The organism is Metabacillus litoralis (assembly GCF_003667825.1).
Classification (GTDB): Bacteria; Bacillota; Bacilli; order Bacillales; family Bacillaceae; genus Metabacillus; species Metabacillus litoralis_B.
The window spans coordinates 3,294,117-3,318,176 of record NZ_CP033043.1 but is presented as its reverse complement, the minus strand read 5'-3'; the positions used below and the strand labels follow the sequence as shown (position 1 = coordinate 3,318,176).

Annotated in this window: 24 protein-coding genes; 20 read left to right on the top strand and 4 right to left on the bottom strand. The window is 35.8% G+C overall.

The window, feature by feature from the left end; translation table 11 throughout:
• The first annotated feature begins 132 nt into the window (after positions 1-132).
• The 10 genes from D9842_RS16485 to D9842_RS16445 all read left to right on the top strand — a co-directional run bounded on the left by D9842_RS16485 (position 133) and on the right by D9842_RS16445 (position 8,359).
• Positions 133-1,635: a malate:quinone oxidoreductase gene (locus D9842_RS16485; protein WP_180320395.1), complete on the top strand. Its 1,503-nt coding sequence runs from the start codon at positions 133-135 to the stop codon at positions 1,633-1,635.
• Positions 1,636-1,776: 141 nt separating this feature from the next.
• Positions 1,777-1,941 (top strand): hypothetical protein, encoded by a 165-nt coding sequence (locus tag D9842_RS25990; RefSeq protein WP_162987463.1) that lies wholly within the window; start codon positions 1,777-1,779, stop codon positions 1,939-1,941.
• 141 nt (positions 1,942-2,082) lie between these two features.
• The gene (locus D9842_RS16480; protein WP_121663439.1) at positions 2,083-2,727 is read left to right on the top strand and encodes a lysozyme inhibitor LprI family protein; all 645 of its coding nucleotides are present in this window, start codon (positions 2,083-2,085) and stop codon (positions 2,725-2,727) included.
• Positions 2,728-2,876: 149 nt separating this feature from the next.
• Positions 2,877-3,191 (top strand): hypothetical protein, encoded by a 315-nt coding sequence (locus D9842_RS16475; RefSeq protein ID WP_121663438.1) that lies wholly within the window; start codon positions 2,877-2,879, stop codon positions 3,189-3,191.
• Between the two features lie 28 nt (positions 3,192-3,219).
• Positions 3,220-3,705, top strand: a complete 486-nt coding sequence (locus D9842_RS16470; protein ID WP_121663437.1) for a nitroreductase family protein — start codon at positions 3,220-3,222, stop codon at positions 3,703-3,705.
• A gap of 50 nt (positions 3,706-3,755) precedes the next feature.
• On the top strand, positions 3,756-4,388 hold the full coding sequence (locus tag D9842_RS16465; RefSeq protein ID WP_121663436.1) for an O-methyltransferase: 633 nt from the start codon (positions 3,756-3,758) through the stop codon (positions 4,386-4,388).
• Positions 4,389-4,554: 166 nt separating this feature from the next.
• Positions 4,555-4,950, top strand: coding sequence for a hypothetical protein (locus D9842_RS16460; RefSeq protein WP_121663435.1), 396 nt, complete (start codon positions 4,555-4,557; stop codon positions 4,948-4,950).
• 1 nt (position 4,951) lies between these two features.
• The gene (locus D9842_RS16455; protein ID WP_162987462.1) at positions 4,952-5,620 is read left to right on the top strand and encodes a PspA/IM30 family protein; all 669 of its coding nucleotides are present in this window, start codon (positions 4,952-4,954) and stop codon (positions 5,618-5,620) included.
• Positions 5,621-5,880: 260 nt separating this feature from the next.
• On the top strand, positions 5,881-7,317 hold the full coding sequence (locus tag D9842_RS16450; protein ID WP_121663433.1) for a glycoside hydrolase family 1 protein: 1,437 nt from the start codon (positions 5,881-5,883) through the stop codon (positions 7,315-7,317).
• Between the two features lie 181 nt (positions 7,318-7,498).
• Positions 7,499-8,359: an EamA family transporter gene (locus D9842_RS16445; protein WP_121663432.1), complete on the top strand. Its 861-nt coding sequence runs from the start codon at positions 7,499-7,501 to the stop codon at positions 8,357-8,359.
• 69 nt (positions 8,360-8,428) lie between these two features.
• Here the strand turns inward: D9842_RS16445 and D9842_RS16440 are convergent, their stop codons facing one another.
• From D9842_RS16440 to D9842_RS16430, 3 genes are all read right to left on the bottom strand, one after another.
• Positions 8,429-9,331 (bottom strand): D-alanyl-D-alanine carboxypeptidase family protein, encoded by a 903-nt coding sequence (locus tag D9842_RS16440; RefSeq protein ID WP_121663431.1) that lies wholly within the window; start codon positions 9,329-9,331, stop codon positions 8,429-8,431.
• 122 nt (positions 9,332-9,453) lie between these two features.
• Positions 9,454-10,179 (bottom strand): sensor histidine kinase, encoded by a 726-nt coding sequence (locus D9842_RS16435; RefSeq protein WP_162987461.1) that lies wholly within the window; start codon positions 10,177-10,179, stop codon positions 9,454-9,456.
• A gap of 358 nt (positions 10,180-10,537) precedes the next feature.
• Positions 10,538-11,221 carry a response regulator transcription factor gene (locus tag D9842_RS16430; RefSeq protein WP_121663429.1) on the bottom strand — a complete coding sequence of 228 codons (684 nt, stop codon included), beginning with the start codon at positions 11,219-11,221 and terminating at the stop codon, positions 10,538-10,540.
• A 276-nt stretch (positions 11,222-11,497) separates the two neighbouring features.
• Here D9842_RS16430 and D9842_RS16425 point away from each other — a divergent pair, with 276 nt between their 5' ends.
• The 9 genes from D9842_RS16425 to D9842_RS16390 all read left to right on the top strand — a co-directional run bounded on the left by D9842_RS16425 (position 11,498) and on the right by D9842_RS16390 (position 21,664).
• The gene (locus tag D9842_RS16425; RefSeq protein WP_257535888.1) at positions 11,498-12,994 is read left to right on the top strand and encodes a methyl-accepting chemotaxis protein; all 1,497 of its coding nucleotides are present in this window, start codon (positions 11,498-11,500) and stop codon (positions 12,992-12,994) included.
• A gap of 246 nt (positions 12,995-13,240) precedes the next feature.
• Complete coding sequence (locus D9842_RS16420) at positions 13,241-14,392, top strand: glucosaminidase domain-containing protein (RefSeq protein WP_121663427.1); 1,152 nt, start codon at positions 13,241-13,243, stop codon at positions 14,390-14,392.
• A gap of 129 nt (positions 14,393-14,521) precedes the next feature.
• Positions 14,522-15,547, top strand: a complete 1,026-nt coding sequence (locus tag D9842_RS16415; protein WP_121663426.1) for a threonine aldolase family protein — start codon at positions 14,522-14,524, stop codon at positions 15,545-15,547.
• A 126-nt stretch (positions 15,548-15,673) separates the two neighbouring features.
• A complete protein-coding gene (locus D9842_RS16410; protein WP_121663425.1) occupies positions 15,674-16,582 on the top strand; it encodes a nuclease-related domain-containing protein in 909 nt (302 codons plus the stop codon).
• Between the two features lie 550 nt (positions 16,583-17,132).
• Positions 17,133-17,309, top strand: a complete 177-nt coding sequence (locus D9842_RS25985) for a hypothetical protein (protein ID WP_162987460.1) — start codon at positions 17,133-17,135, stop codon at positions 17,307-17,309.
• A 635-nt stretch (positions 17,310-17,944) separates the two neighbouring features.
• Positions 17,945-18,658: a 2OG-Fe(II) oxygenase gene (locus D9842_RS16405; protein WP_121663424.1), complete on the top strand. Its 714-nt coding sequence runs from the start codon at positions 17,945-17,947 to the stop codon at positions 18,656-18,658.
• Between the two features lie 212 nt (positions 18,659-18,870).
• Entirely contained in the window at positions 18,871-19,524 is a 654-nt protein-coding gene (locus tag D9842_RS16400) for a 2OG-Fe(II) oxygenase (RefSeq protein WP_121665098.1), read from the top strand.
• A 191-nt stretch (positions 19,525-19,715) separates the two neighbouring features.
• Positions 19,716-20,558, top strand: coding sequence for an aldo/keto reductase (locus D9842_RS16395; RefSeq protein ID WP_121663423.1), 843 nt, complete (start codon positions 19,716-19,718; stop codon positions 20,556-20,558).
• 188 nt (positions 20,559-20,746) lie between these two features.
• Entirely contained in the window at positions 20,747-21,664 is a 918-nt protein-coding gene (locus D9842_RS16390; RefSeq protein WP_121663422.1) for an aldo/keto reductase, read from the top strand.
• Between the two features lie 150 nt (positions 21,665-21,814).
• On the opposite strand, the gene D9842_RS16385 is transcribed toward D9842_RS16390, so the two are convergent.
• Entirely contained in the window at positions 21,815-22,753 is a 939-nt protein-coding gene (locus tag D9842_RS16385) for an EamA family transporter (protein ID WP_121663421.1), read from the bottom strand.
• 109 nt (positions 22,754-22,862) lie between these two features.
• Here D9842_RS16385 and D9842_RS16380 point away from each other — a divergent pair, with 109 nt between their 5' ends.
• On the top strand, positions 22,863-23,756 hold the full coding sequence (locus D9842_RS16380; RefSeq protein WP_121663420.1) for an AraC family transcriptional regulator: 894 nt from the start codon (positions 22,863-22,865) through the stop codon (positions 23,754-23,756).
• Positions 23,757-24,060: the final 304 nt, after the last annotated feature.

Here is a 24,060-nt window from a genome sequence, read left to right as displayed (position 1 = left end):
TATTAATACATCAAGATATGCTTAAAATGGAGACAAAGAAGTGTGAGACTAGGTCGCACCTTGGTTTGGTGTGAAACCTAAGCAGAAGAGTTACTATTTTTCTGCGAATACTAGGGTATAAGGAAGGTAAATATGGGAGATAGAGAAATGAAAACAGACGTTATCTTAATTGGTGCCGGTATCATGAGTGCGACTTTAGGAACACTACTGAAACAATTGGTGCCTGACTGGAATATAACAGTTTTTGAAAAGCTATCAAATGCAGGGGAAGAAAGCTCCAACGAATGGAATAATGCAGGAACGGGGCATGCTGCACTTTGTGAGCTTAACTATACATCCGAAAAACCTGACGGATCTGTAGATATTAGTAAAGCGATTAAAATTAATGAACAGTTTCAAGTTTCCATGCAGTTTTGGTCTTTTCTTGTTCAAAACAAACTAATTCAAAATCCACATGATTTTATTATGCCACTGCCTCATATGAGCTTAGTGCATGGAGAAGAAAATGTAACTTTTTTGAAAAAACGATTTGAAGCGCTCTCAAAAAATCCACTTTTCCAAGGAATGGAGTTCTCTGATAATCCGGAAAAATTAATGGAGTGGATTCCGTTAATCATGCAAGAACGTACATCTCATGAACCGATAGCAGCAACAAAAATTGACACGGGAACAGATGTTAACTTTGGTGCATTAACACGTATGCTGTTTGACCATCTAGAAACTAAAAATGTTGACTTGCACTATAATCGTAGTGTCAACGATATTAAACGTACGACTGATGGATTATGGGAATTAAAGGTGCAAAATCTTGGTAGCGGTGAAGTTGAACGACATAAAGCGAAATTCGTCTTTATTGGAGGCGGAGGAGGAAGCCTACATTTACTTCAAAAGTCAGGTATTCCTGAAGGTAAGCATATTGGTGGTTTCCCGGTAAGTGGACTATTCATGGTGTGTAATAATCCGGAAGTGGTTGCGAAACACCATGCGAAAGTTTACGGTAAGGCTAAGGTTGGAGCTCCTCCGATGTCTGTTCCACATCTTGATACACGATTTATTGATAACAAAAAATCATTATTGTTCGGACCATTTGCTGGCTTTACACCCAAGTTTTTAAAAAATGGATCGATGTTTGATTTAATCACTTCTGTAAAACCGGATAATCTGTTAACAATGCTAGCAGCAGGTGCAAAAAACATGTCGCTAACAAAATACTTGATACAGCAAGTAATGTTATCAAAAGAAGCACGTATGGAAGAGTTACGTGAATTTATTCCAAACGCTAAAAGTGAGGATTGGGATTTAGTTGTAGCGGGTCAACGTGTGCAAGTCATTAAGGACACTGAAGCTGGTGGAAAAGGTACGCTTCAATTTGGTACAGAGGTTGTTAGTGCAGCTGATGGTTCAGTTGCAGCATTGCTCGGTGCTTCCCCAGGTGCTTCAACTGCAGTTCACGTTATGCTTGAAGTCATCACAAAATGCTTCCCTCAGTATATAGATGAGTGGGAACCAAAAATTAAAGAAATGATTCCTTCTTATGGTGTGTCATTAATGGATAACCCGCAGCTTCTAAACGAAATCCATACTAACACATCACAAACATTGGGGTTAAGCGAAAAAAAGCCCGTATTTAGTTAATTCTTTGCTAGAAAAAACAGGGGATAAGTGTTTTTTCAAGGGTTAACTAATAAAATACCACTCTATATAAATATGCAGAACCTTTAATCCTTTTAGATTGAAGGTTCTTTTTGTCAAAAAATCAGAAAGGGAGGGATCTAGTTGAGATGTGGTTCAAAATGCTTTCTTGTTGAAATCGAGATGAATGGAGAAAAGCAGATTCAATCAGTAACAGCAAGAACACCTGTAGAGGCTAGAAAAACAATACGAGTAGAATACGGAGCAGAAGCTCATATCTTAACAGTAAGAGAAGAGAAAAGGAAATAGGAAGTTAGGGAATACCAGAAATCTTGGGGTATAAAAGTATGAAATGAAACAGGTGGGAAATTATACCTTTTGTACCTTTTATTATCTTGAATGAAAGTGTACCTTATAGAAGGTATTTTAATTTAGAGAGGGAGTTATTTTTTGAAGTCAATATTTACAGTGTTAGCACTATTTGTCCTCTTGGTTGGGTGCAACAATCAAAACAAATCTGATCAAAGTGAAGCACCGACTAAAGAAAATGAAGAAATTAAAGCTGATAGTAATGAGGAAACTCAATCCAATGAGGAGGATAACTCGGAAAAACATAATGATATAACAGAAGAAAGTAATACTGAAGAAACAGATACTACTATGGATAAGGATTCGCAGCAAGCAGACGAGGATGAATCAAAAGACAAAAATGTAAGTGAAGAATCAGATGTGAGTGAAGGAAGTAAACAGAAATACTTAGATAAACTCAGTAGCATAGAAAAGGCAGCAACAGAAATTAGGAATGACAATGATGGCTCAACATTCGGAATGAGGAAATCACAAGAAGAAATCTTGGAAAAGTGGGATCAAGCTTTAAATGAGATCTATCAGGTTCTAGAAAAGCAGCTACCAGCGGATGAGATGGAAGAACTCCGACAAGAACAAAGGAAATGGATCACACTTAGAGATGAAACAGCAGAAAAAGATGCAAGTCAATTTGAAGGGGGAACGATGGAGCCACTGGAATATACAGCTTCCCTAGCAGGTACTACTAAAGAAAGATGCTTTGAATTGGTAGAGAACTATATGAAATAATTGACTTCTTGAATCAATCTGAATTTAATTCAGGTTGATTTTTTTATTTCAAATGAAGTTTAGAAATAGTTTGACAATTCGCATACATTTGTATACATTTAACATATAGATATAAAGTATACAAAAGTATACAAAGGAGTGATTAATTGTTGAAGGAGTTTGATGGTCATAAAAAAGGTGAAAAACATAGAGGTGGTGGCCATAAAGGAAGGCGACATCATTCTGGCGCCCAAACCTTTCGTAGAGGTAGGGCCCTTGAGTTTTTAGAAAGATTACATGTAAAACGTACTACATTAAAACAACAACTAGATGCACCGGAATTTCAGGAAATAAGGCAAGTTGTTCTTGGAGAATTAAAAGCAATTGAGTTAACGATTGATGAGTATACTAGACATTTTGAACTTCATGAAGATGGAAAATTAACACATCACAATACGGATATTAATGAAGAAAATAAAATTTAACAAGCAGATACAAGGAGGAACATATCTTATGAACACATTAGAAACAATTTATTCTCGCCGCAATATCAAAAGTTTTAAATCTGATCCTATTAATATGGAACAGCTTAGCAAATGGCTGCAAGCAGGCACTATGGCTCCGAATCACAAAATGACGGAACCGTGGGAAGTGTATGTGGTTGGTCCTGAAACAAGAGAAAAACTAAATCACAAAACAGATTTCTTTCATGCTCCAGTTGTGCTTGCTATTCTATCAAAACACGGGAACACAAAAGTGGAAACAGTAGAAAATGCGCTTGCTACTGCCTGCTTTGTTCAGAACTTTAATTTAGCCGCATGGGAAGAAGGAGTAGGAACATTTTGGTCTTCCATGGGAAATGCTCAGAAAAACCGTGATATTCTCGGAATTTCGGATGAATATGATGTTATTGGGGTGTTTGGCGTAGGATATCCTGAGGAGATTAACGAACCAAAAGAACGAACATCAATCGAAGAAAAAATAAAACAACTACCATAATTTTATTTATTGATAGAGTGTTCAAATAATCTGAACTCTGGAGGAAACATATGAAGATAGAAGAGTATATTCAATCTTTATTTACGAAGGATGATAGGATTTTAGATGAAGTTTTAGAAAGTATCCAGGCAAACGGTATGCGGAATATATCTGTTCCACCGGAAATTGGAAAGCTTCTTACATTGTTAGTGAAAATTTCTGGAGCAAAAGAAATATTGGAGATTGGAGCTTTAGGTGGATATAGCGGAATCTGTCTTGTTCGTGGTCTTGGAGAGGATGGACAATTAACCTCTCTAGAATTAATGCAAGAATATGCTGAATTAGCACATAAAAACCTGAAAAAAGCTGGATTTGGTGATCGTGTTACATACTATACAGGTGAAGCTTTAAAAAGTTTAGAGCAGCTTGAAGCGGATCAAAAGAAGTATGACTTCATATTTATCGATGCTGATAAGCCAAATTATCCGAATTATTTAGAAAAGGCATTGCGATTAGCTAATCCGGGTACACTAATAGTTGCTGATAATGTTCTACAAAGAGGAAGGGTTTGTGAGGAATCTAGTGAAGACCCGCGTATAGAATTTATTCGTGCATTTAACGAGAGAGTAGCAAATGATCCTAATTTGGAATCAATCATTCTCCCGATCGGTGATGGACTATCAATTGCTCGGGTAATACAATAACATAAGTGCTTGATAAGGATACCTGTCGGTTATTACCGGTGGTATCCTTTTTTTGTTTGTGGGCTCTAGTCAACTTGGATTTTGATAAAAAAGGATTAGTCCTTTCACCGTATTTTCACCAAACTCTACTAAACTAAAAACATCGTAAGTGAAAGGAGGAAAGAAAATGAAAAAAACAATTTTCTGGGGTGCGCTCATGACTCCAATGGTTTTAGGAATCTATTTTCTACTAGGAGGATTTAGTAGTGCCATGGCAGCTGGTGGACCGCATGGACATGGCCCAGGAAGAGTGGGGCCGCGAGAGGGCTTCGGAGGTGGTCAAATGATGAACGTACCACATCACGGAGGGTTTTCTTGGCTAGGATTCCTTATATTCCTGATTATTGGACTAGCTGTTTTGGTTCTTTTAGTAAAATGGCTCAGAAAAAAATCAAAAGCATCTTCTATGCAACAGCTAATTGATACATCTTTAATGAGTTCACATAAACCGGTTAGGAACCAAAATCACAATCTATTAGATCAATGGGAAAATACTGTAACAACTAAAAAGGAGAATGAATAATATGGGTATTTTTAAAAGAATTAAAACAATTGCAAAAGCAGATATTAATGCGTTACTAGATGGGATGGAAGATCCTATTGCGATGTTAAATGAATATTCAAGAGAGATGGAGCAAGAAATGGCAAAAGCTCAGAAAGCTCTTTCTCTCCAAATTTTTGTGGAGAATAAGCAAGCTGCACTTATTATGGAAACAAAACATTTAGTGGACAAGCGTGCGAGACAAGCAAAGCTTGCCATTCAACATGAAGAAAATGCAATGGCTAGATTAGCTGTCCAAGAAAAGTTGCTACATGAAAACCAATTAAGCCTTTATCAGCTGCAATTCGAAGCAATTAAAGGACAAACTCACATTCTTAACGAAAAATTACAAGAGCTGCAAGAAATCTATAACGAGCTACAACATAAAAAAGTTTTACTAGCTTCACGTGCTAACGTTGCACAATCCCTTCAACAAATTCAACATGCAACTGCTTCTTTTAAACAGGATAATATTGTAAGAGGAGTAGCACGTGCGGAAGAACGTATTTTACTAATGGAAGCAGAGGTACAAGCTGGCACTCAGTTTGCAAATCCTATGGCTGTGCATGATACAGCTTATCGTAACTATATTAATGAAGAAGAAGTAAGTCGAGAACTCGAAAAGCTAAAAAGTGAAAAAGAGTCAGTATAAATAAGAAGAATGGAAGCACTAGCTAATCTAGATTTGGTGCTTCTTTTTCTATCTTGAAAGGAGAATGTTGAAGGAAAGAAACACAGTGTAACATATACGTAACAAATACCATTTTGCGTAAAAAAATACTTTAACCTGCTCTTTCATTTACTCGTTTACTTTAAGTAGATAGAATTCTCTTATACTCTTCTTTCTAAGGAGAGTTAAATTATTCTAAATAGCTAATAGTAGTAATGGAGTAAATTCTGGAGGTAATCAAAATGAGTAAAAATCAATTTCCTGAAGATTTTTTATGGGGCGGAGCAACAGCTGCTAACCAAATAGAGGGTGCATATAAAGAAGGTAATAAAGGATTAAACGTTGCAGATGTTCTACCAGGTGGGAAAGAGCGTTATAACTTTCTATTCAATCCTGGATTTGATTTTGAAATACATCCTGATTCATATTATTATCCAAACCATGAAGCGATTGATTTTTATCATCGTTATAAGGAAGATATTGCGTTATTTGCAGAAATGGGCTTTAAAGCATTTCGTATGTCAATTGCCTGGACGCGTATTTTTCCAAATGGTGATGAAGTAGAACCTAATGAAGAAGGCCTGGCATTCTATGATCGAATCTTTGATGAGCTGCTTAAATACGGAATTGAACCGGTTGTGACGATTTCTCATTATGAAATGCCTCTTCATTTAGTAAAGGAATACGGTGGTTGGAGAAATCGTCAAGTTATAACCTTTTTTGAAAGGTATGCTAAAACAGTCCTTACTCGCTATAAAGATAAAGTAAAGTACTGGATGACCTTTAATGAAATTAATAGTGGCTTGGTTATGCCAATTAATGGTCTAGGGTTTGCGATTCAAAACGAAGAAGACCAATATCAGCCTACCTTTCAGGCCTATCATCATCAATTTGTGGCAAGTGCCATTGCCGTTAAAGCATGCCATGAAATCATTCCTAATTCGCAAATTGGTTGTATGATTCTTTTTGCACCTGTTTATTCTTTTGATAGCAATCCCCAAAATGTTATGTACTCTCTACAGGAAGAACAGCTATTTAATTATTTTTGTGGAGATGTACAGGTTCGTGGCGAATATCCAGCGTTCATAAAGAGATATTTTAAAGAACATGATATAAAATTGGATATTCAAGATGGAGACTTGGCATTATTAAAGGAAGGCGTCGTTGATTATGTTGGCTTTAGTTACTATATGTCACGAACGGAGAAAAAAGTGAAGAGTGACGAGGAGTCATCAGAAGGAAATGTAATCGGTGGAGTAAGAAACCCATTTTTAGAGGCTAGTGACTGGGGCTGGGAAATTGACCCTGAAGGTTTACGTATTAGTTTAAATAAATTATATGATCGTTATCAAAAGCCGTTATTTGTAGTAGAGAATGGATTAGGAGCTTATGACAAAGTTGAAGAAGACGGCTCAATTCATGATGATTATCGAATAGACTATCTTCGTGAGCACATTAAAGCAATGGGTGAAGCAATTGAAGACGGTGTTGAATTAATGGGTTACACGAGCTGGGGCTGCATTGATATGGTAAGCATGTCTACTGGTGAGTTTTCAAAGCGTTATGGCTACATTTATGTGGATAAGCATGATGATGGTAGTGGGACGTTAGAACGGAAAAAGAAAAAGTCTTTCTTCTGGTATAAAGATGTGATTGCGACGAATGGAGAAAAACTTTAATTTACTAGTGGAATTTGAAGTAATGATAAAGATAGAGGTCCTTGGTTACTCGACCAAGGGCCTTTTTAAAAGCGTGCGTATACTACGCCGCTTTTTTCATTATTATGAAAGCATGGAATTATAGTAAAGAACAGTTTTTTTCACATAATAAGAGAAATGAAAAGAAAAGAAGGGTCAAAACATGAGTGTTACCTTAGCGTTACTTGCAGCCTTTTTTGCTGCCCTTACAGGGATATTAGCGAAAATTGGTATGGAAAATGTAAATTCCAATTTAGCAACAGCCATCCGTACGATTATTGTATTAATCATGGCTTTTCTTATTGTCTTGATAACAGATCAGCTAGATTCCATCACAGAAATCTCTACGAAAGCACTAATTTTCATTTTATTATCAGGTTTTGCAACCGGTGTGTCATGGTTGTTTTTCTTTAGAGCACTCTCAATGGGTGATACTTCGAAGGTGATACCAATTGATAAATCGAGTGTAGTATTAACAATCATTTTATCTATCCTCATTTTAGGGGAGAAGGCTGTCCCAAATATTATGGTGGGGGGAGCATTAATCGCGATTGGGACATTTGTGTTGATTGGTAAAAGTGAAGAAAAGAAAGGTATTACAGGATCACACACTTATATTCTGTATGCGATTTTAGGAGCTGTCTTTGCTGCATTAACCGCAATTTTAGCAAAAATCGGAATTGAAGATGTAGATTCAAATGTTGCTACCTTTTTAAGGACAATCGTTATTATGGTGTTCTCATGGGCAATTGTATTCTTTCAAGGTACTCAGAAAAACATGAAAACAATCTCTACTAAGGGCTATCTATTTTTAGTTCTATCAGGTATGGCAACAGGCTTTTCATGGCTTTGTTATTTTGGTGCCCTAGCAATCGGAAAGGTTTCGGTAGTTGCTCCGATTGATAAATCAAGTGTTGTGATCACGATGATTCTAAGTTTTGTGATTTTAAAGGAGAAAATAACAAAACAGAAGGTAATAGGAGGTATTGTGATCACAATTGGGACAGTTTTTTTGATTTTCTAAATGAAGTAGAAGTGTTTTTCAGGAGTATTTAGACATAGAAAAGAGGGGGAATCCCCCTCAAGAATGTTGTTATAATGTTGAATCAAAACCACTATTTAATAGCACAATTGAATCATTCCAAACACTTTCTTTCGTTGAATTGAGAATTACAGCAATCAATTCTCTTCCATTCTGTTCAGCAGAGGAGACTAGGCAATAGCCGGCCTCACTTGTATATCCTGTTTTTATTCCATTTGCACTTTTATAATAAAAAGGGCTTGAAGGATCAATAAGCTTATTCGTACTTTCGTAAGTTAAGGTTGGGTCTGAGAATTTCTTCTGACTAACGAGATTCTCGAACCGATCATCGTTCATGGCAGCTCTTGCAATAATAGCTAAGTCATGTGCAGTTGAATAATGATTCGGATGATGGAGACCATGTGGATTCATAAAATTTGTTTCCATTGCTCCTAGTTCTTTTGCTTTTTCATTCATTAACATCGTGAAATAATCGATGGCTGATTGTTCTGATACAAACGAAGAAGCTGAATGTTGTTGGGCGATGTTAATGGCAATTGTTCGAGCTGCATCATTACCAGAAGGAAGCATTAAGCCCGCCAACAATTCCCGTAATGTTAGTGTCTGTCCTTCTCTCAACCAAGCTGTACTTTCCCCTTCTTCTTTTAAGTTTACTTCGTTTCCTACTATGATTCTTTCATCTAAATTTCCGTTCTCAACTGCAAGTAACGCAGTCATGATTTTCGTCGTACTTGCAGGGTATCGTTTTTTACGATCATTCTTGGCAAAAAGCACCTCTGAATTAGCTTTATCGATTAAGATGGCAGCATCAGCACGAATGGAGCTGTCTAATATAATTGAATTTCCTAAGTAAGTTTGTTCTTTTTGAACAAACTCGTTGGCATGATTTCCTTGATTCAAGACGAAGAAGAAAATACATAAAGATAGTATGATAACATATAATTTTTGAATCATGATTCTCACTCCTAGTAAAATAAAGATAGTTTTACACTATCAATACTTTCTAAAGTGGAGTAAAAGGAAACCTAAAGAAAACCTTAAGATTTATAAAAAGCCATGTTCGTTTTAGAAATGGCTTATTTTGGTAATTTAACCACAAATATTGTTTCTTTTTCATTACTTGAAACAGAGATGTTTCCTCGGTGAAGTTCAAGAATTCCTTTTGCAATGGCTAAGCCTAATCCTGATCCTCCTGTTGTCTCAGATCTTGATTGCTCTACACGATACAAACGGTTAAATAAAAGGGGGATAGCTGCTGTAGGGATTTTCTCTCCAACATTCTTTACTTTAACAACAATTGAAAAGTCTAATTCTTCTATCAGCAAATGGATTGTTTGTCCATTCTTTCCGTATTTTATAGCATTAGATATGAGGTTTTCAAAAACTCTCATTAACTTTTCGGGATCAGCGTTTATGATTATTTTTTCGGATGTGCTATTTAGAAATATCTCCATATTATCTTTCCGGAGTTCTGGATAAAACTGAGCTGACAGTTGCTGAAGAAGCTCAATTAAATTGAAATTTTGGATATTCAATTCAAGATCTTGATTATGGATTTTTGTATATTCAAACAAATCATTTACCATTTTGTTCAGTCGTTGTGATTTTTCAAACGCAATATTTGTATAATAACGAAGCTCAACTTCATCCTTATAACTATCTTCTTCAATTAATCGCAAATAACCTATTATGGATGTTAGGGGTGTTCGTAAATCATGAGACACATTTGTGACTAGTTCATTTTTTGATGTAATAGCTCTTCGTTCCTCTTGGATTAAAGAAGCTAATTTATCCTTCATCATGTTTATGTTTCTTGCTAACAATCCAAGCCCGTTTCGGCTTTTAACCGGAAGTGGAATTTCAGGAAAATGACCCTCAGAAAGATGTTGAACTGATTGGTTAATATTCTGAAAGTATAGTGAGAAATTATATAAATATAACAAATAAAAAAGAATGAAAGAACAGAACATGGTAACTATAAATAAAGGGAAAACACCAATATCAATATAAAGATTAGCAATAAAATAATTGATCTCAGGTGGTAGCGGTATTCTAAAATAGAGATACCTAGCGAAATAAAGTAATAGAAAGGTTAGAGTAAAAGAACTGAAAAGGCTATAAATTAGATACTTGACTAATGTGTTAAAAATGGAAAATTGCCTACGCATCAATTTTATACCCTACTCCCCAGATAGTTTTTATTAATTTATATCCTAACTCCCGTTCAAGTTTTTCCCTTAAATTACTCATATGTACCATTACTGTATTATTGGAAGAATAATATTTTTCCCTCCAAACAAGTTGATAAATTTCTTCACCGCTATATACTCTTCCTAAATTTGTTACCATTATTAAAAGGATATCAAACTCTTTTGACGTTAGCTGAATGGGCTTATTTCTTACTTTTACGGTATGAAAAGTTTTATTTATTTCTAATGCATCAACTTTAATCATGTTGTTTTTTTCGTCATCACTTTGATAGAAATAGGCCCTACGTAATAGGGTTTTAACTCGTGCTATTAATTCCAAAGGATTAAACGGCTTTGCGACATAATCATCGGCCCCACTCATTAATCCTGTTATTTTATCCATATCTTCCGTTTTGGCGCTAATCATTAATATGGGAACATGGTAGGTTTCCCTAATTGCCCGACAAACCTCGATACCATCTACTTCAGGCATCATAACGTCTAAAACAATTAGATCAATCTCCTCCTGGTGAAAGATATCTAAGGCATCCTTGCCATTGTAAGCTCTTATTACTTTATATCCTTCATTTTGTAGATAAAAGGATATTAACTGAACGATTTCTTTGTCATCATCCACAACTAAAATTTGCCTCAAGTAATACTCCTCCCTAGTTTTAAAATGTTTCTATTCCTTACAGTATATAACATATAGTTAATTAGCAATATATGGAGGGAATATGTAGTTTTTTTGTTTACTAGGTTCGATGAGATGACTCTAGTAAGAGTAATATTGAACTTAGTAAATGAATAACCTCTCATTGATTTATATATTCTTGTAGAATTTTCGAGAAATATGTCGAAAACTTAGTGATTAATGAGTATAATTTACCTATGACTATACTCATAAAAATAGAAGAGGATGGAGAATAAATTGATAAAAAAAGAAGAGGGATTTTTAAGAGATCATGATCTAACTGACTATGAAAAAGATATGGTTAGGCGTAATGCGATAGTATTTAAGGCTATTTCGTTTGTGACAGCTCTTACTCTTATTGCTATTTTTACAATGGGAGCAGAAATGACAACACCTCAAATGTTAATGGTTTTCATGCAATTAACTGTTTGGGGTCTCTTTGCTGTTTTGCATATAAAAAGGAAATTAGTTATGTATCTAAGTTACTTGGCTGTATTGGGTTCAGCTGTATCAACTAGCATCACACTCTTATTACAACCATCAGCATTAAATGTATTTTCAATATATTATCTTATTATACTGGCTCTTATTTATATGAATAAGAAACTTTCAATACTAACACAAATTTACGGCTTATTTATGTTGTTATATATGCTCTATGCTCAAAGTGAAACTATCTCTATTCCTGAAGAAGATAAGATTACATACATAATTTATTATTTATTAATTACGATTTTAATTTTATCTTTATTACAGGTTACACAGCATATGATGAAGCAAGTAGAAGAGTCAAGAAAGAATACAGAATCTCTTTTAGCCCGACAACAGGAACAAAAAGACTCTATTCTACAGTTGGTTAAAGATGTAAGCAAAAACTTGGAGGTTGTTTCTAGTTTGAGTGAAACGAATAATCACTCATTTTATGAAATGAATACTACTTTTCAAGATATTGCTTCAGGTGCAAATGCACAAAACGAGTCAACCTTGGAAATTAACAACTCTGTAACATCAATGAGAGAAGTAGCAAAAAGAATGCTTGATTCAATAACTAAATTAAAAGACGAAACGGAAGGGGCTAATTATTTATCAGAACAAGGTCAAGAACAAGTCGAACATCTTACTAAAATTATTACTGATTTTAAAGGTGAGATTGATACGATGTCAGAAGAAATTACTCAATTAATTACGAATTTAAAAGAAACGAATAAGTTCAGCGAAACAATTAAGGAAATTGCGAACCAAACCAATCTACTTTCACTAAATGCAAGTATTGAGGCAGCAAGAGCTGGAGAACATGGTCGTGGCTTTTCTATAGTAGCAAATGAAATACGAAATCTTTCTGATATGACAACTAAATCGGCGAATCAAATCTCTGAACAGTTGGAAGAGTTCACTAAGCAATCGGATCAAACTCGTAATCGAATGATTCAAATTGCGGAACAAATGGATAAAAGCTACGCAGTTACTGCAAATACAAAGAATTCTTTTAAAGCTATAAATGAGGCCATTGCTAAGTTGTTACACTTAGCGGATGATAGTAATAGACTCACTATGAAGATGGATCAAACTGTAGAAGTTATAAATAATTCAACTGAAGATTTGGCGGCAGTTAGTGAACAATCCAGTGCATCTCTTGAAGAGTTAATGGCAACCTTAGAAAATATATTAAAGGGAAATACAGCAGGTGTCGATAGTATTAAAGCAGTAGAGAAATCACTTAAGAGTATTCAGTAGAAAATATAATTCTACAATAAAGAGCAACTTTGCCTGAAAAGCAAGTTGCTTTTTGAATGGAAATAAAATAAATATTATTATAGCTTACTAGATGAACAAAAGTAGAAGAAGAATGTTTACTACTACTAGTAATATTCTATTTTCGACAATCTTTCTAATATTTTACAAGAAAAGCATAACTATTCATCTATTATTTGCTATAATATGACTTGATATTGATCAAATGGAAAAAGGAGTTATATTGTTATGCTAAAAGACACGCGTCTTTATTCCCTAGTTTTCGCTTTCATTTTGGTGTTAAGTGCGTTGGTTCCAAGTTTTTCTGCAAAAGCGGCAGATTCTACAACAATTATGGGTCCTTCTCAGTTAACGTCAAAGCAAATGGGAGATTATGTTTTAGTAAACGAATCAGCCCCAAAGCTTACAAGTGTATCAATCTATCAACTTGCGGAGCTATATCTTGAAATTGGTAGAAAAGAAGGAGTACGTGGAGATATTGCCTTTGCTCAAGCTATTCACGAAACCGGCTTCTTTCGCTTCGGAGGAGATGTGATTCCAGAGCAAAACAACTATGCAGGAATCGGAACGACTGGTGGAGGTGTAAAGGGAGCATTTTTTGCTACACCCGAGGAAGGAGTTCGCGCTCACATTCAGCACTTAAAAGCCTATGCTAGTAAAGATACACTGAATACAGAGCTTATCGATCCTCGTTTTCACCTTGTAACAAGAGGGATTGCACCTTTATGGACAGATTTAAATGGAAGATGGGCAGTGCCAGGAAAAGGCTATGGAGAAAAAATACTTCAAATCCATGTTAATATGTCAAAAATGACACTCACCATCCCACATGTTAGTTTACCGACCAATCATAAACAGCCTGTAGCCAGAATAACCATTAAAGCTGATGTTCCAATGCTAGCTCCGAACGGATCAGTTTTCAAAACTCTTAAAAAAGGTGAAAAAGTAAGAGTTTATGGAGTTATTGGAAACAGCTATGATGTTGGCGGAGGATATCGTGTAGATGCTAATAGCAGTAAAATGAGTATATACATAGGTAGAATTTTAATTAAAAATTCAACTACTGTCATGTATAAGCCTGATGGAACTGTTCACCGTGTTTTTAAAAAAGGTGAATCACTGATGGTTTATGATTATGATTCAAGTGTCTATCAAGTTGGTGGCGGCTACTATGTGAAAATCTCAGATAAGCCAGTCTATCATTTAGGGAGACTAGAGCTTTCAACAGAAGCTGCTATGTACAGCCCTGATGGAACTCCTTATAGCAATCTTAAAGCAGGTGGAAATTATCCTGTTTATGGAATTGACGGAGACCGACTTGATCTTGGCGGCGGCTATACTGTTCAATTTAATAAAAAACAACAGAATTATTATAACTAAAATCATTAATCAGGCAGCACTTATTGTGTTGTCTGATTTTTTATTCAGAGTGTCCTTAATGCAATGATCGAAACGGGAAATGCTATACTATCTCTATGACAGACTAACGATACAAAATGGAGGATTACAATGTACAGCTTTAAAAATGATTATAGTGAAGGTGCACATCCAAGAATACTTAACGCATTATTCGAATCAAATTTAGTTCAAGAAGATGGATACGGTGAAGATCGGTTTTCACAAGAAGCTAAGGAATTGATAAAACAAAAACTAGCAAATTCAAATGTAGATATCCATCTATTATTAGGGGGAACACAAACAAATTTAACAGCTATAGCTGCTTTTCTTAGACCACATGAAGCTGCCATTTCAGTTAGTACAGGCCACATTTTTACTCATGAAACAGGTGCAATTGAGGCCACTGGACATAAAATCATCTCTGTTGAAGGTGATAACGGCAAATTAACAGTAGAGCATGTTAAAAACGTTTTAGAATCCCATCCCGATGAACATATGGTAAAACCAAAGCTAGTTTATATTTCGAACTCAACAGAAATAGGAACGATCTATCAAAAAAATGAGCTGATACAGCTACGTCAGCTTTGTGATGAACATAACCTAATCTTATTTATGGATGGAGCGCGTCTAGGATCCGCACTTTGTTCAGTTGAAAATGATCTTAAGCTAAGTGATTTGCCTTCACTTCTAGATGCGTTTTATATTGGAGGAACAAAGAATGGTGCATTACTTGGTGAAGCCTTGGTCATCTGCAATGATACATTAAAGGAAGATTTTCGTTTTCATATGAAGCAAAAAGGAGCACTTCTTGCAAAAGGACGACTTTTGGGTATTCAGTTCCGCGAATTATTCAAGGATGATCTCTATTTCGATCTAGCAATTCATGCTAATTCGATGGCCGATAAGCTTCGTGAAGAAATAAGCAATGCAGGTTTTTCATTCATAACACATTCGCCATCAAATCAAGTATTTCCAATTTTCCCAAATTCTTTTATCGAAAAACTTCAGGAAAAGTATTTCTTCCATCATTGGGAAAAGATTGATAACGATTCCTCTGCAATAAGACTTGTAACCTCTTGGGCAACGAAAGAGGATAAGGTTTTAGCATTTATTGAAGATGTGAAGAAGGGATTTTAAAGTAAATAGGTGTGAAAAGGAAAGCAGAGATGCTTTTCTTTTTTTGAGGACATCTTTTAATTTATCTTGAATAGAAACGTACTAATCCTATAAAATGGTAAATAGATGAAAGAAAGGAAGTGACTCATGCTAATAAAGGACAGGTTAGAGCCAAATGAGTTAAAAATTATGAGGTGTTTAGACAAACGTATGGAATTAACAGAAAAGGAAAAGTTTCGTTATTTCACTCTTCAAAAGGGTTTTGAAGGAGAGATAGAATTCGACAAAATGGCAGAAAGTATCTTAGAAGAAAGGTATATAATTAACGATTTGCTACTAGAAGTCAACAACTCTTATTTTCAAATAGATACATTGATTATTTCGCAAGATATTATTCACTTATTAGATATAAAAAATTATGAAGGTGATTGTTATCTAGAAGGAGACAAACTCTTCTCCGTCACAACAAATCGAGAATATAAGAATCCTATTATTCAGCTTAAAAGAAGTGCAACTCTACTTCGGCAATTACTTCAAAACCTCAAACTAAACTACCTTGTTGAACCCTCCGTTATCTTTATAAATCCAGAATTTACCCTATATCAAGCCCCAATGGATCAACCAATTATTCTTCCAACACAAGTAAAACATTTCATAAGAAGTTTCAATAAAACCCCGTCAAGATTAAATGATCATCATAATAAGCTCGCACAAACATTGCTCTCCTTACACAAAATCCAGAACCCACATACTAACCTCCCTGAATATTATTATGACCAATTACAAAAGGGCATTTATTGCAATTCTTGTTATTCCTATTTAGTTTATAGAAATAACAAGAGCTATTTCTGCAAAAATTGTGGACGACAAGAAGCAGTGGGAGTAGCTATTTTACGGAATATAAAAGAATTTGAACTTTTATTTCCAGAGGAGAGACTTACTACTGAAAGTATCTATGGATGGTGTAATACAGACATTAGTCGAAAAACTTTAATGCGGATCTTGAGGGAACACTATACTGTGCATGGGAATGCAAGACGTACTTATTATAAGTAGGGTTGAGATTGATTAGTTTAAGAGATGAAATCTTGTTGAATACCCAATCTTCTATTGGTAACGGTGAGAATCGGGACAGGAAAAGAGTGGGTAGATTAATCGAGTCTCGATTGTGTATGGATCGGGAGAGGAAAAAGAGTGAGCAGTGAGGATTTATCTCAATAGTGGCCGAATCGGGACAGAAAGAAGAGCTGGTAGTCTTGATAGTAGCAGAATCGGGGCAGAAAAAAGAGCTGGCAGTGAAAATGAGTCTCGATAGTAGCTGAATCGGGACAGAAAGAAGAGCTGGTAGTGAAAATGAGTCTCGATAGTGGCCGAATCGGGACAGAAAAAAGAGCTGGTAGTGAAAATGAGTCTCGAAAGTAGGAGAATCGGGACAGAAAAAAGGTGAGCAGTGAAAATGAGTCTCGATAGTAGCAGAATCGGGACAGAAAAAAGAGCTGGCAGCCAAAATGAGTCTCGATATTGGCCGAATTGGGACAGAAAGAAGAGCTGGTAGTGAAAATGAGTCTCGATAGTAGGGGAATCGGGACATAAAGAAGAGTGAGCAATGAGGATGTGTCTCGATATTGGCCGAATCGGGACAGAAAGAAGAGCTGGTAGTGAAAAATGTGTCTCGATAGTGGCTGAATCGGGACAGAAAAGAGAGCGGTCAGTGAAAATGAGTCTCGATATTGGCCGAATCGGGACAGAAAGAAGAGTGAGCAATGAGTATGTGTCTCGATAGTGGCCGAATCGGGACAGAAAGAAGAGCAGGTAGTGAAAATGAGTCTCGATATTGGCCGAATCGGGACAGAAAAAAGAGCAGGTAGTGAAAATATGTCTCGATATTGGCCGAATTGGGACAGAAAGAGAGCTGGCAGTGAGTATGTGTCTCGATAGTAGGAGAATCGGGACAGAAAGAAGAGTGAGCAATGAGTATGTGTCTCGATAGTGGCCGAATCGGGACAGAAAGAAGAGTGAGCAATGAGTATGTGTCTCGATAGTGGCCGAATCGGGACAGAAAAGAGAGCTGGCAGTTAGTATGTGTCTCGATAGTAGGAGAATCGGGACAGAAAGAAGAGCAGGTAGTGAAAATGAGTCTCGATAGTGGCTGAATCGGGACAGAAAAGAGAGCGGTCAGTGAGTATGTGTCTCGATAGTGGCCGAATCGGGACAGAAAGAAGAGCAGGTAGTGAAAATGAGTCTCGATAGTGACCGAATCGGGACAGAAAAAAGAGCTGGCACCCAAAATAAGTCTCAATAGTGGCCGAATCAAATCAGGAAAACGAGTTACTTGCCTTCAAACCAATAAATAATCATAAAAGAATCAAATATAGTTAAAGATACCATTATATGTAAACAGGTATAAGGAGGTCTAGTATGCTTCATGACATAAAATCACGAGTCGAACAATTAAATTGGGAGTCAATTCAACAAGTATTAGATGACCAAGGCTTTGCAAAAGTTCCAAAACTACTAACAAAAGAAGAATGTGAGCAGCTCATTCAAATTTATTATGAGGAAGAATTATATAGAACAACTATTAATATGCAAAGATATCGCTTTGGGAGTGGTGAATATAAATATTTTACCTATCCATTGCCTGATATGATTCAAAGTTTAAGAGAAGCCTTTTATCCTGAGCTAGCAAAGACAGCAAATCGATGGTTAGGGTACTTAAAAAAACCAGAACAATATCCAGCTGAGCTGCAGGAGTTTATAAAAAGATGTGAGGAGCATGAGCAAACGAGCCCAACACCTTTAATCTTAAAATATGAAGAAGGCGGATTTAACTGCTTACATCAGGATTTATATGGAGATGTTTTCTTTCCTTTTCAAGTGGTTTTCATCTTAAATCAACGAGATGAACATTATACAGGTGGTGAATCTTTATTAGTTGAACAAATTCCACGTGCTCAAAGCAGAGGGCATGTTATTACACTTGATCAAGGAAGTGCATTAATTTTTCCAACAAATGAAAGGCCAGCTTTTGGTAAGAAAGGATATTATAAAAACAAAGTTCGGCACGGAGTGAGTACAGTAACATCTGGAGAGCGTTTTGGACTCGGAATTATCTTTCATGATTCAAAATAAAACACCTAAAACTAGTAAAGAAAAAACATTTTGAAAATGTAAAAATAAAGTAGTAGAAAAGCTGAAATGCTAGGTGTAAAATAAATTCAATCTTAGCATTCTTTTTGAATGAAAAGGTTTTAGTTCATTTGATGAATTTAATAAAAGGCGTGTTCTAATAACAAAACCTAATTTTTAAAAATTTAATAATAAGAGGTTGATGAAAGTTGACAATGGATGCTAATGAATTAACGATTAAAGAACAATCTATTTTTAATCACATTGGTAATAAAATTATGACAGATGATCGGGAAATTAAGATCATTGCACGATTAGAGGAACCCCTAATCGCCATTTTAGGAAATGTTTTAAGCGATGAAGAATGTGATGAACTAATTAGGTTATCGAAAGATAGAATGCGCCGCTCAAAGATTGGAAATTCACGTGAATTAGATGAACTAAGAACTAGCAGCAGCATGTTTTTTCAAGATGGTGAAAATGAACTTGTTACTAGAATTGAAAAACGAGCCTCTCAAATTATGAACATTCCGTATGAGCATGGAGAAGGCCTGCAAATTTTAAACTATCAAATTGGCCAGGAATATAAGGAACATTATGATTATTTTGCTTCAGCAAGTAGGCCTGTAAGTAATCCTAGAATTAGCACACTTGTTATGTACTTAAATGATGTAGAGGAAGGCGGGGAAACATACTTTCCCAAACTGAATTTTTCAGTTTCACCTCAAAAAGGGATGGCCGTGTATTTTGAGTATTTTTATGATAATCAAACATTAAATGAGTTAACTCTTCACGGTGGAGCTCCTGTTATTGTTGGAGATAAATGGGCGGCAACACAATGGATGAGAAGGAGACGAGTGAAAGAGTAAATACTATCTTTTAAATAATAGATGAATAATGAAAAAGCGCATTTCTCTGAAGTGCGCTTTTTGTAATGAATAGACTGATAAACTTTTCCATGAAACACGATTATTTTTTTACTAAGACCAAGCTCAATAACTATGAGTCTTATTGAAAAATATGGTAACCTAAAACTATTATGAAAAAGGAGTGATTAGGTGTGGTTTCAATTCCGAATATAACCCTTAATGATGGTAGTACCCTTCCAGTCATTGGGTTAGGAACATATAAACTTAAAGGCAATCAAGGTGTAAAGTCTATCCAAAGTGCGATTGATGACCTTGGCTATCGACTGATTGACTCTGCTTATAATTATGAAAACGAAGGAACGGTCGGAGAAGCTGTTAGACGGAGTTCAGTTTCAAGGGAAGAATTACGCATTACATCCAAGCTTCCAGGTCGCTACCAGCAATATGAAAAAGCTGTTACAACAATTGAAGAGTCGTTATACCGTGCAAACCTTGATTATTATGATTTATATTTAATACACTGGCCCAATCCGAAGCAAAATCTATATGTAGAAGCATGGCAAGCATTAATAGATGCAAAAAAACAAGGATTGATTCGTTCGATTGGTGTTTGTAATTTTTTACCGGAACATATTGAACGTCTTGAAAAAGAAACAGGGGTGAAGCCAAGCATCAATCAAATCGAACTTCATCCGTTTTATAATCAGGCTGAATTAAGAAAATGGCATGAAGAAAATAGTGTTCAGATTCAGTCGTGGAGCCCGTTAGCACGAGCTAATGACGTGTTACAACATCCTACATTGAAAGAGATTGCTGATAATCATAACAAATCGGTTTCCCAAATTATTTTACGCTGGCATTATCAGCTGGGGGCAGTTAGTATTCCGAAATCAGCATCTAAAGAACGACAACTCGAGAATATCTCCATTTTTGACTTTTCGTTAGATGAGACTGAAATGAGTATGATCTTAGAATTAACTCAACCCAATGGAAGAATTAATAATCAAGATCCTGCTGTGTATGAGGAGTTTTAATTTAAAAGGTGCAAAGAACGATCTGAGGGTGCTTAGTTAAAAAGTTTACAACGAAAACACTGTTTCCTTGTAAACGCTATCCTATTGTGGGAAAATCGGTAAGGATACATATCCAAACCTGTATTGTCGGTTACATAACTAGATAGACAAACAACATAAAGTAGTTTTTAAAAGGAGGATATCCATTCATGAGGACAATGAAACTTGGAAAAAGTACGTTAGACGTGCCTGTTGTCTCAGTAGGTTGTATGCGTATTAATTCACTTGAAAGAAACGAGGCAGAGCACTTCGTCCAAACAGCAATGGAATTGGGCGCAAATTTCTTCGATCATGCCGATATTTATGGTAGAGGAGAATGTGAAGAAATCTTTGCTGATGCCATTCATATGAACGATGATGTTCGGGAAAAAATCATCCTACAATCCAAATGCGGGATTCGTAATGGAATGTTCGATTTTTCTAAAGAGCATATTTTAGAATCGGTTGATGGAATCCTAAAACGCTTAAAAACTGATTATTTAGATGTTTTGCTGCTTCATCGTCCAGATACATTAATGGAGCCAGAAGAAGTAGCAGAGGCATTCGATATTCTTGAAAGCTCAGGAAAGGTACGTAATTTCGGTGTTTCCAACCAAAATCCAATGCAGATTCAACTGCTTAAAAAGTCAGTTAAGCAAACAATTGTTGCGAATCAACTGCAATTAAGTATTACAAACGCAACGATGATCTCAAACGGATTTAATGTGAACATGGAAAATGAGGCTGCTGTGAATAGAGATGCTAGTGTTCTTGAGTTTTGCAGATTGCACGATATTACCATTCAACCATGGTCTCCGTTTCAATATGGATTCTTTGAAGGCGTATTCCTAGGCAACGAAAAGTTCCCGGAACTAAATCAAAAAATCGATGAAATTGCAAAAAAATATGAAGTAAGCAACACAACGATTGCGATTGCATGGCTATTACGTCATCCAGCCCAAATGCAGCCAGTAATCGGTACAATGAATGAAGGCAGATTAAAAGATTGCGTGAAAGCAAGTGAAATCAAGCTTACACGTGAAGAATGGTATAGTATTTTCCGCGCAGCTGGTAATGTGCTTCCTTAATGAATAGGTAGATATAAAAGAAAAAAGCATCCTAAAGTCTTCATTGACTGAAGGGTGCTTTTGCTAATGGCTTGAAACATCTATTTAATCCCGAGTGAAAGTATCTCATTGTTATTCGACAAACTTCGGGGAGTGACAGGCACTCCCTCCCTATCCCACCTTCACTTCTTCAACCTCAACCTCGGCAGAACTCTTTTTTCCTACCGCTAATAACAAAATCATACCGATAATACTAAGAGCACCAATCCATTGAAGAGACCCAAATGGTTCTTTTAGCCAAATGACTGTGGTGATGACAGCTGCAAGTGGTTCTACGCTACTTAAAAGACTTGTTTCTTTTGGAGATAAGCTTTGTAAGCTTTCAATATAAAACCAAAAGGCAAACATTGTGCCAAAGATTATGACAAAAAGAAAGTAAAGATAGGCCTCAAGTGGTAAAGTTGCTAGTTCTATTTTCCATGGTGGATGGATCATAGTTAATGCTAAACCACCTATGATCATAGCCCAACCTACAATGACTAATGTATCAAATTTCTTAAGTAGGGGAACAGCATATAATGTGTAGAAAGCAAGTGCTACACCAGATAGTATTCCCCAAATGACAGCAAGTGGGGGGACAGACAATTGAGAAAAAGATCCATTTGTTAATAAGAAAAATGAGCCCAATAAAGCAAGAAAAACAGTTATGGTATCCTGTTTTGATAGCACAGTTTGTTTTCGGAAAATGTAATAGATAATAATCATAACTGGTGCCAAATATTGTAGGAGGGTGGCGACTGCTGCATTTCCATATTTAATAGAAGCCATGTATGTGTATTGAACGGCTAACATACCGAGTATCCCAAAAATTAAGAGTTGTATGGCTGTTTTTTTGGTTTTCCACACTCCTAGTATTTGTGACCGATCTTTACGAAAGTATTGAACAGATAAAAGTAACATACCAGCAATAAGCAATCGTGTAGTTACGAGCCAGTTAACATTAACGGCATATTGCTGAAAAAGCTTTTGTGCTACCGTGCCTCCAACACCCCAAAAGATGGCTCCTGTTATCACAAGCAAATATCCAATTTTTCTAGAAGATAAGTTCATTTGTATTGACCACCTCAAAATATAATAATAGTGTAATAATAAGCTGAAAAATAACCGAAATATACTTAAATTGAATCAAAAAGTATCACAATATTGAGGTGATGGATGTATGCAGATTAAAAATTTTAAAATAGATAAAAGTTTAAAAGAACTGACGAAGCATCGGACGGTTGAATTACCCATAGCGTGCTATGAAACAACGATTAACAAAAATATTAATGGATATATCCCTCTTCACTGGCATGAGGAACTTCAATTTGTTTTTATTTTAAAAGGTGAGGCCACTTTTCAAATAAATGAAGAAAGTTTAAATGTGAGAGAAGGAGAGGGGCTTTTTATAAATAGTGAATGCTTGCATATGGCGGAGGATAAGGATCATTCAGGATGTGTATATCTTTGCTTGAATGTTTCTCCACATTTTCTTTTACCACAGGAGCTCTATGCAACCTATGTTTCACCTTATCTACGAGCAACCAATCTATCATATTTACTATTAAATTCTGATGAGGTCTGGGGTGAAAATATTTTAAGTGCCATTTTTACCATTCATCAATTGATCCATCAAAAAGCACCTTACTATGAAATGGATATATCTGTTTCCTTAACTTCTCTATGGAAGAACCTCATCGTTAACGGTTTCAAATTGGAGTATGATCAGGTTGAGGTTCAAAAAAATAAACGTATGAAGGAAATGCTAAACTATGTTCATTCTCACTTTGCTGAAAAATTAACATTAGATGATATCGCCAAGGCAGGTCAGTTAAGTCGTTCGGAATGCTGCCGTTACTTTAAACGAACCTTAAAAACAACACCATTGAGCTATGTGACGGATTATCGCATTCAGAATAGCTTGATCTTACTCCAACAAACTGAGTTAAACGTAACAGAAATTGCCTATCAAGTAGGCTTTAACAGCACAAGCTATTTCATTGATAAATTTCGAAAAACAACGAACATGACTCCGTTGGCATATAAAAAATATAAGCTAAGGGAAAAAGGGTAAGGGATTAGTGCAAGTAGCCTCCATTAATAGTGTGAATAAATGGCGTATTTAGCAAAAGCTTCCATGATATCACCCAATAATTTGACTATCATCAATTGGGCCTGAACATAAACAACTCTTATAAAAAGTTAGCAGAATCCTTGAAAGTTAAGAAAGTAAAAATAGTAGAAACATCACCTATTTGGTGGTGTTTTTTTAGCTTGATCACCTTCAAAGTATCTGTCTTATTTTGTAGATTTTTAGTAAAATGCCGTTTATCCTTCCTGAATGTAATAAATTGTTGGTTGTTCTGCCGATTCTCTTG

What these genes read in the sequence shown, in the direction of transcription:
- D9842_RS16485 (WP_180320395.1), top strand. Translation starts at nt 133, where the DNA reads ATGGGAGATAGAGAAATGAAAACAGACGTTATCTTAATTGGTGCCGGT.
- D9842_RS16470 (WP_121663437.1), top strand. Translation starts at nt 3,220, where the DNA reads ATGAACACATTAGAAACAATTTATTCTCGCCGCAATATCAAAAGTTTT.
- D9842_RS16465 (WP_121663436.1), top strand. Translation starts at nt 3,756, where the DNA reads ATGAAGATAGAAGAGTATATTCAATCTTTATTTACGAAGGATGATAGG.
- D9842_RS16460 (WP_121663435.1), top strand. Translation starts at nt 4,555, where the DNA reads ATGAAAAAAACAATTTTCTGGGGTGCGCTCATGACTCCAATGGTTTTA.
- D9842_RS16455 (WP_162987462.1), top strand. Translation starts at nt 4,952, where the DNA reads ATGGGTATTTTTAAAAGAATTAAAACAATTGCAAAAGCAGATATTAAT.
- D9842_RS16450 (WP_121663433.1), top strand. Translation starts at nt 5,881, where the DNA reads ATGAGTAAAAATCAATTTCCTGAAGATTTTTTATGGGGCGGAGCAACA.
- D9842_RS16445 (WP_121663432.1), top strand. Translation starts at nt 7,499, where the DNA reads ATGAGTGTTACCTTAGCGTTACTTGCAGCCTTTTTTGCTGCCCTTACA.
- D9842_RS16440 (WP_121663431.1), bottom strand. Translation starts at nt 9,331, where the DNA reads ATGATTCAAAAATTATATGTTATCATACTATCTTTATGTATTTTCTTC.
- D9842_RS16435 (WP_162987461.1), bottom strand. Translation starts at nt 10,179, where the DNA reads ATGATGAAGGATAAATTAGCTTCTTTAATCCAAGAGGAACGAAGAGCT.
- D9842_RS16420 (WP_121663427.1), top strand. Translation starts at nt 13,241, where the DNA reads ATGCTAAAAGACACGCGTCTTTATTCCCTAGTTTTCGCTTTCATTTTG.
- D9842_RS16415 (WP_121663426.1), top strand. Translation starts at nt 14,522, where the DNA reads ATGTACAGCTTTAAAAATGATTATAGTGAAGGTGCACATCCAAGAATA.
- D9842_RS16410 (WP_121663425.1), top strand. Translation starts at nt 15,674, where the DNA reads ATGCTAATAAAGGACAGGTTAGAGCCAAATGAGTTAAAAATTATGAGG.
- D9842_RS25985 (WP_162987460.1), top strand. Translation starts at nt 17,133, where the DNA reads ATGAGGATGTGTCTCGATATTGGCCGAATCGGGACAGAAAGAAGAGCT.
- D9842_RS16405 (WP_121663424.1), top strand. Translation starts at nt 17,945, where the DNA reads ATGCTTCATGACATAAAATCACGAGTCGAACAATTAAATTGGGAGTCA.
- D9842_RS16400 (WP_121665098.1), top strand. Translation starts at nt 18,871, where the DNA reads ATGGATGCTAATGAATTAACGATTAAAGAACAATCTATTTTTAATCAC.
- D9842_RS16390 (WP_121663422.1), top strand. Translation starts at nt 20,747, where the DNA reads ATGAGGACAATGAAACTTGGAAAAAGTACGTTAGACGTGCCTGTTGTC.
- D9842_RS16385 (WP_121663421.1), bottom strand. Translation starts at nt 22,753, where the DNA reads ATGAACTTATCTTCTAGAAAAATTGGATATTTGCTTGTGATAACAGGA.
- D9842_RS16380 (WP_121663420.1), top strand. Translation starts at nt 22,863, where the DNA reads ATGCAGATTAAAAATTTTAAAATAGATAAAAGTTTAAAAGAACTGACG.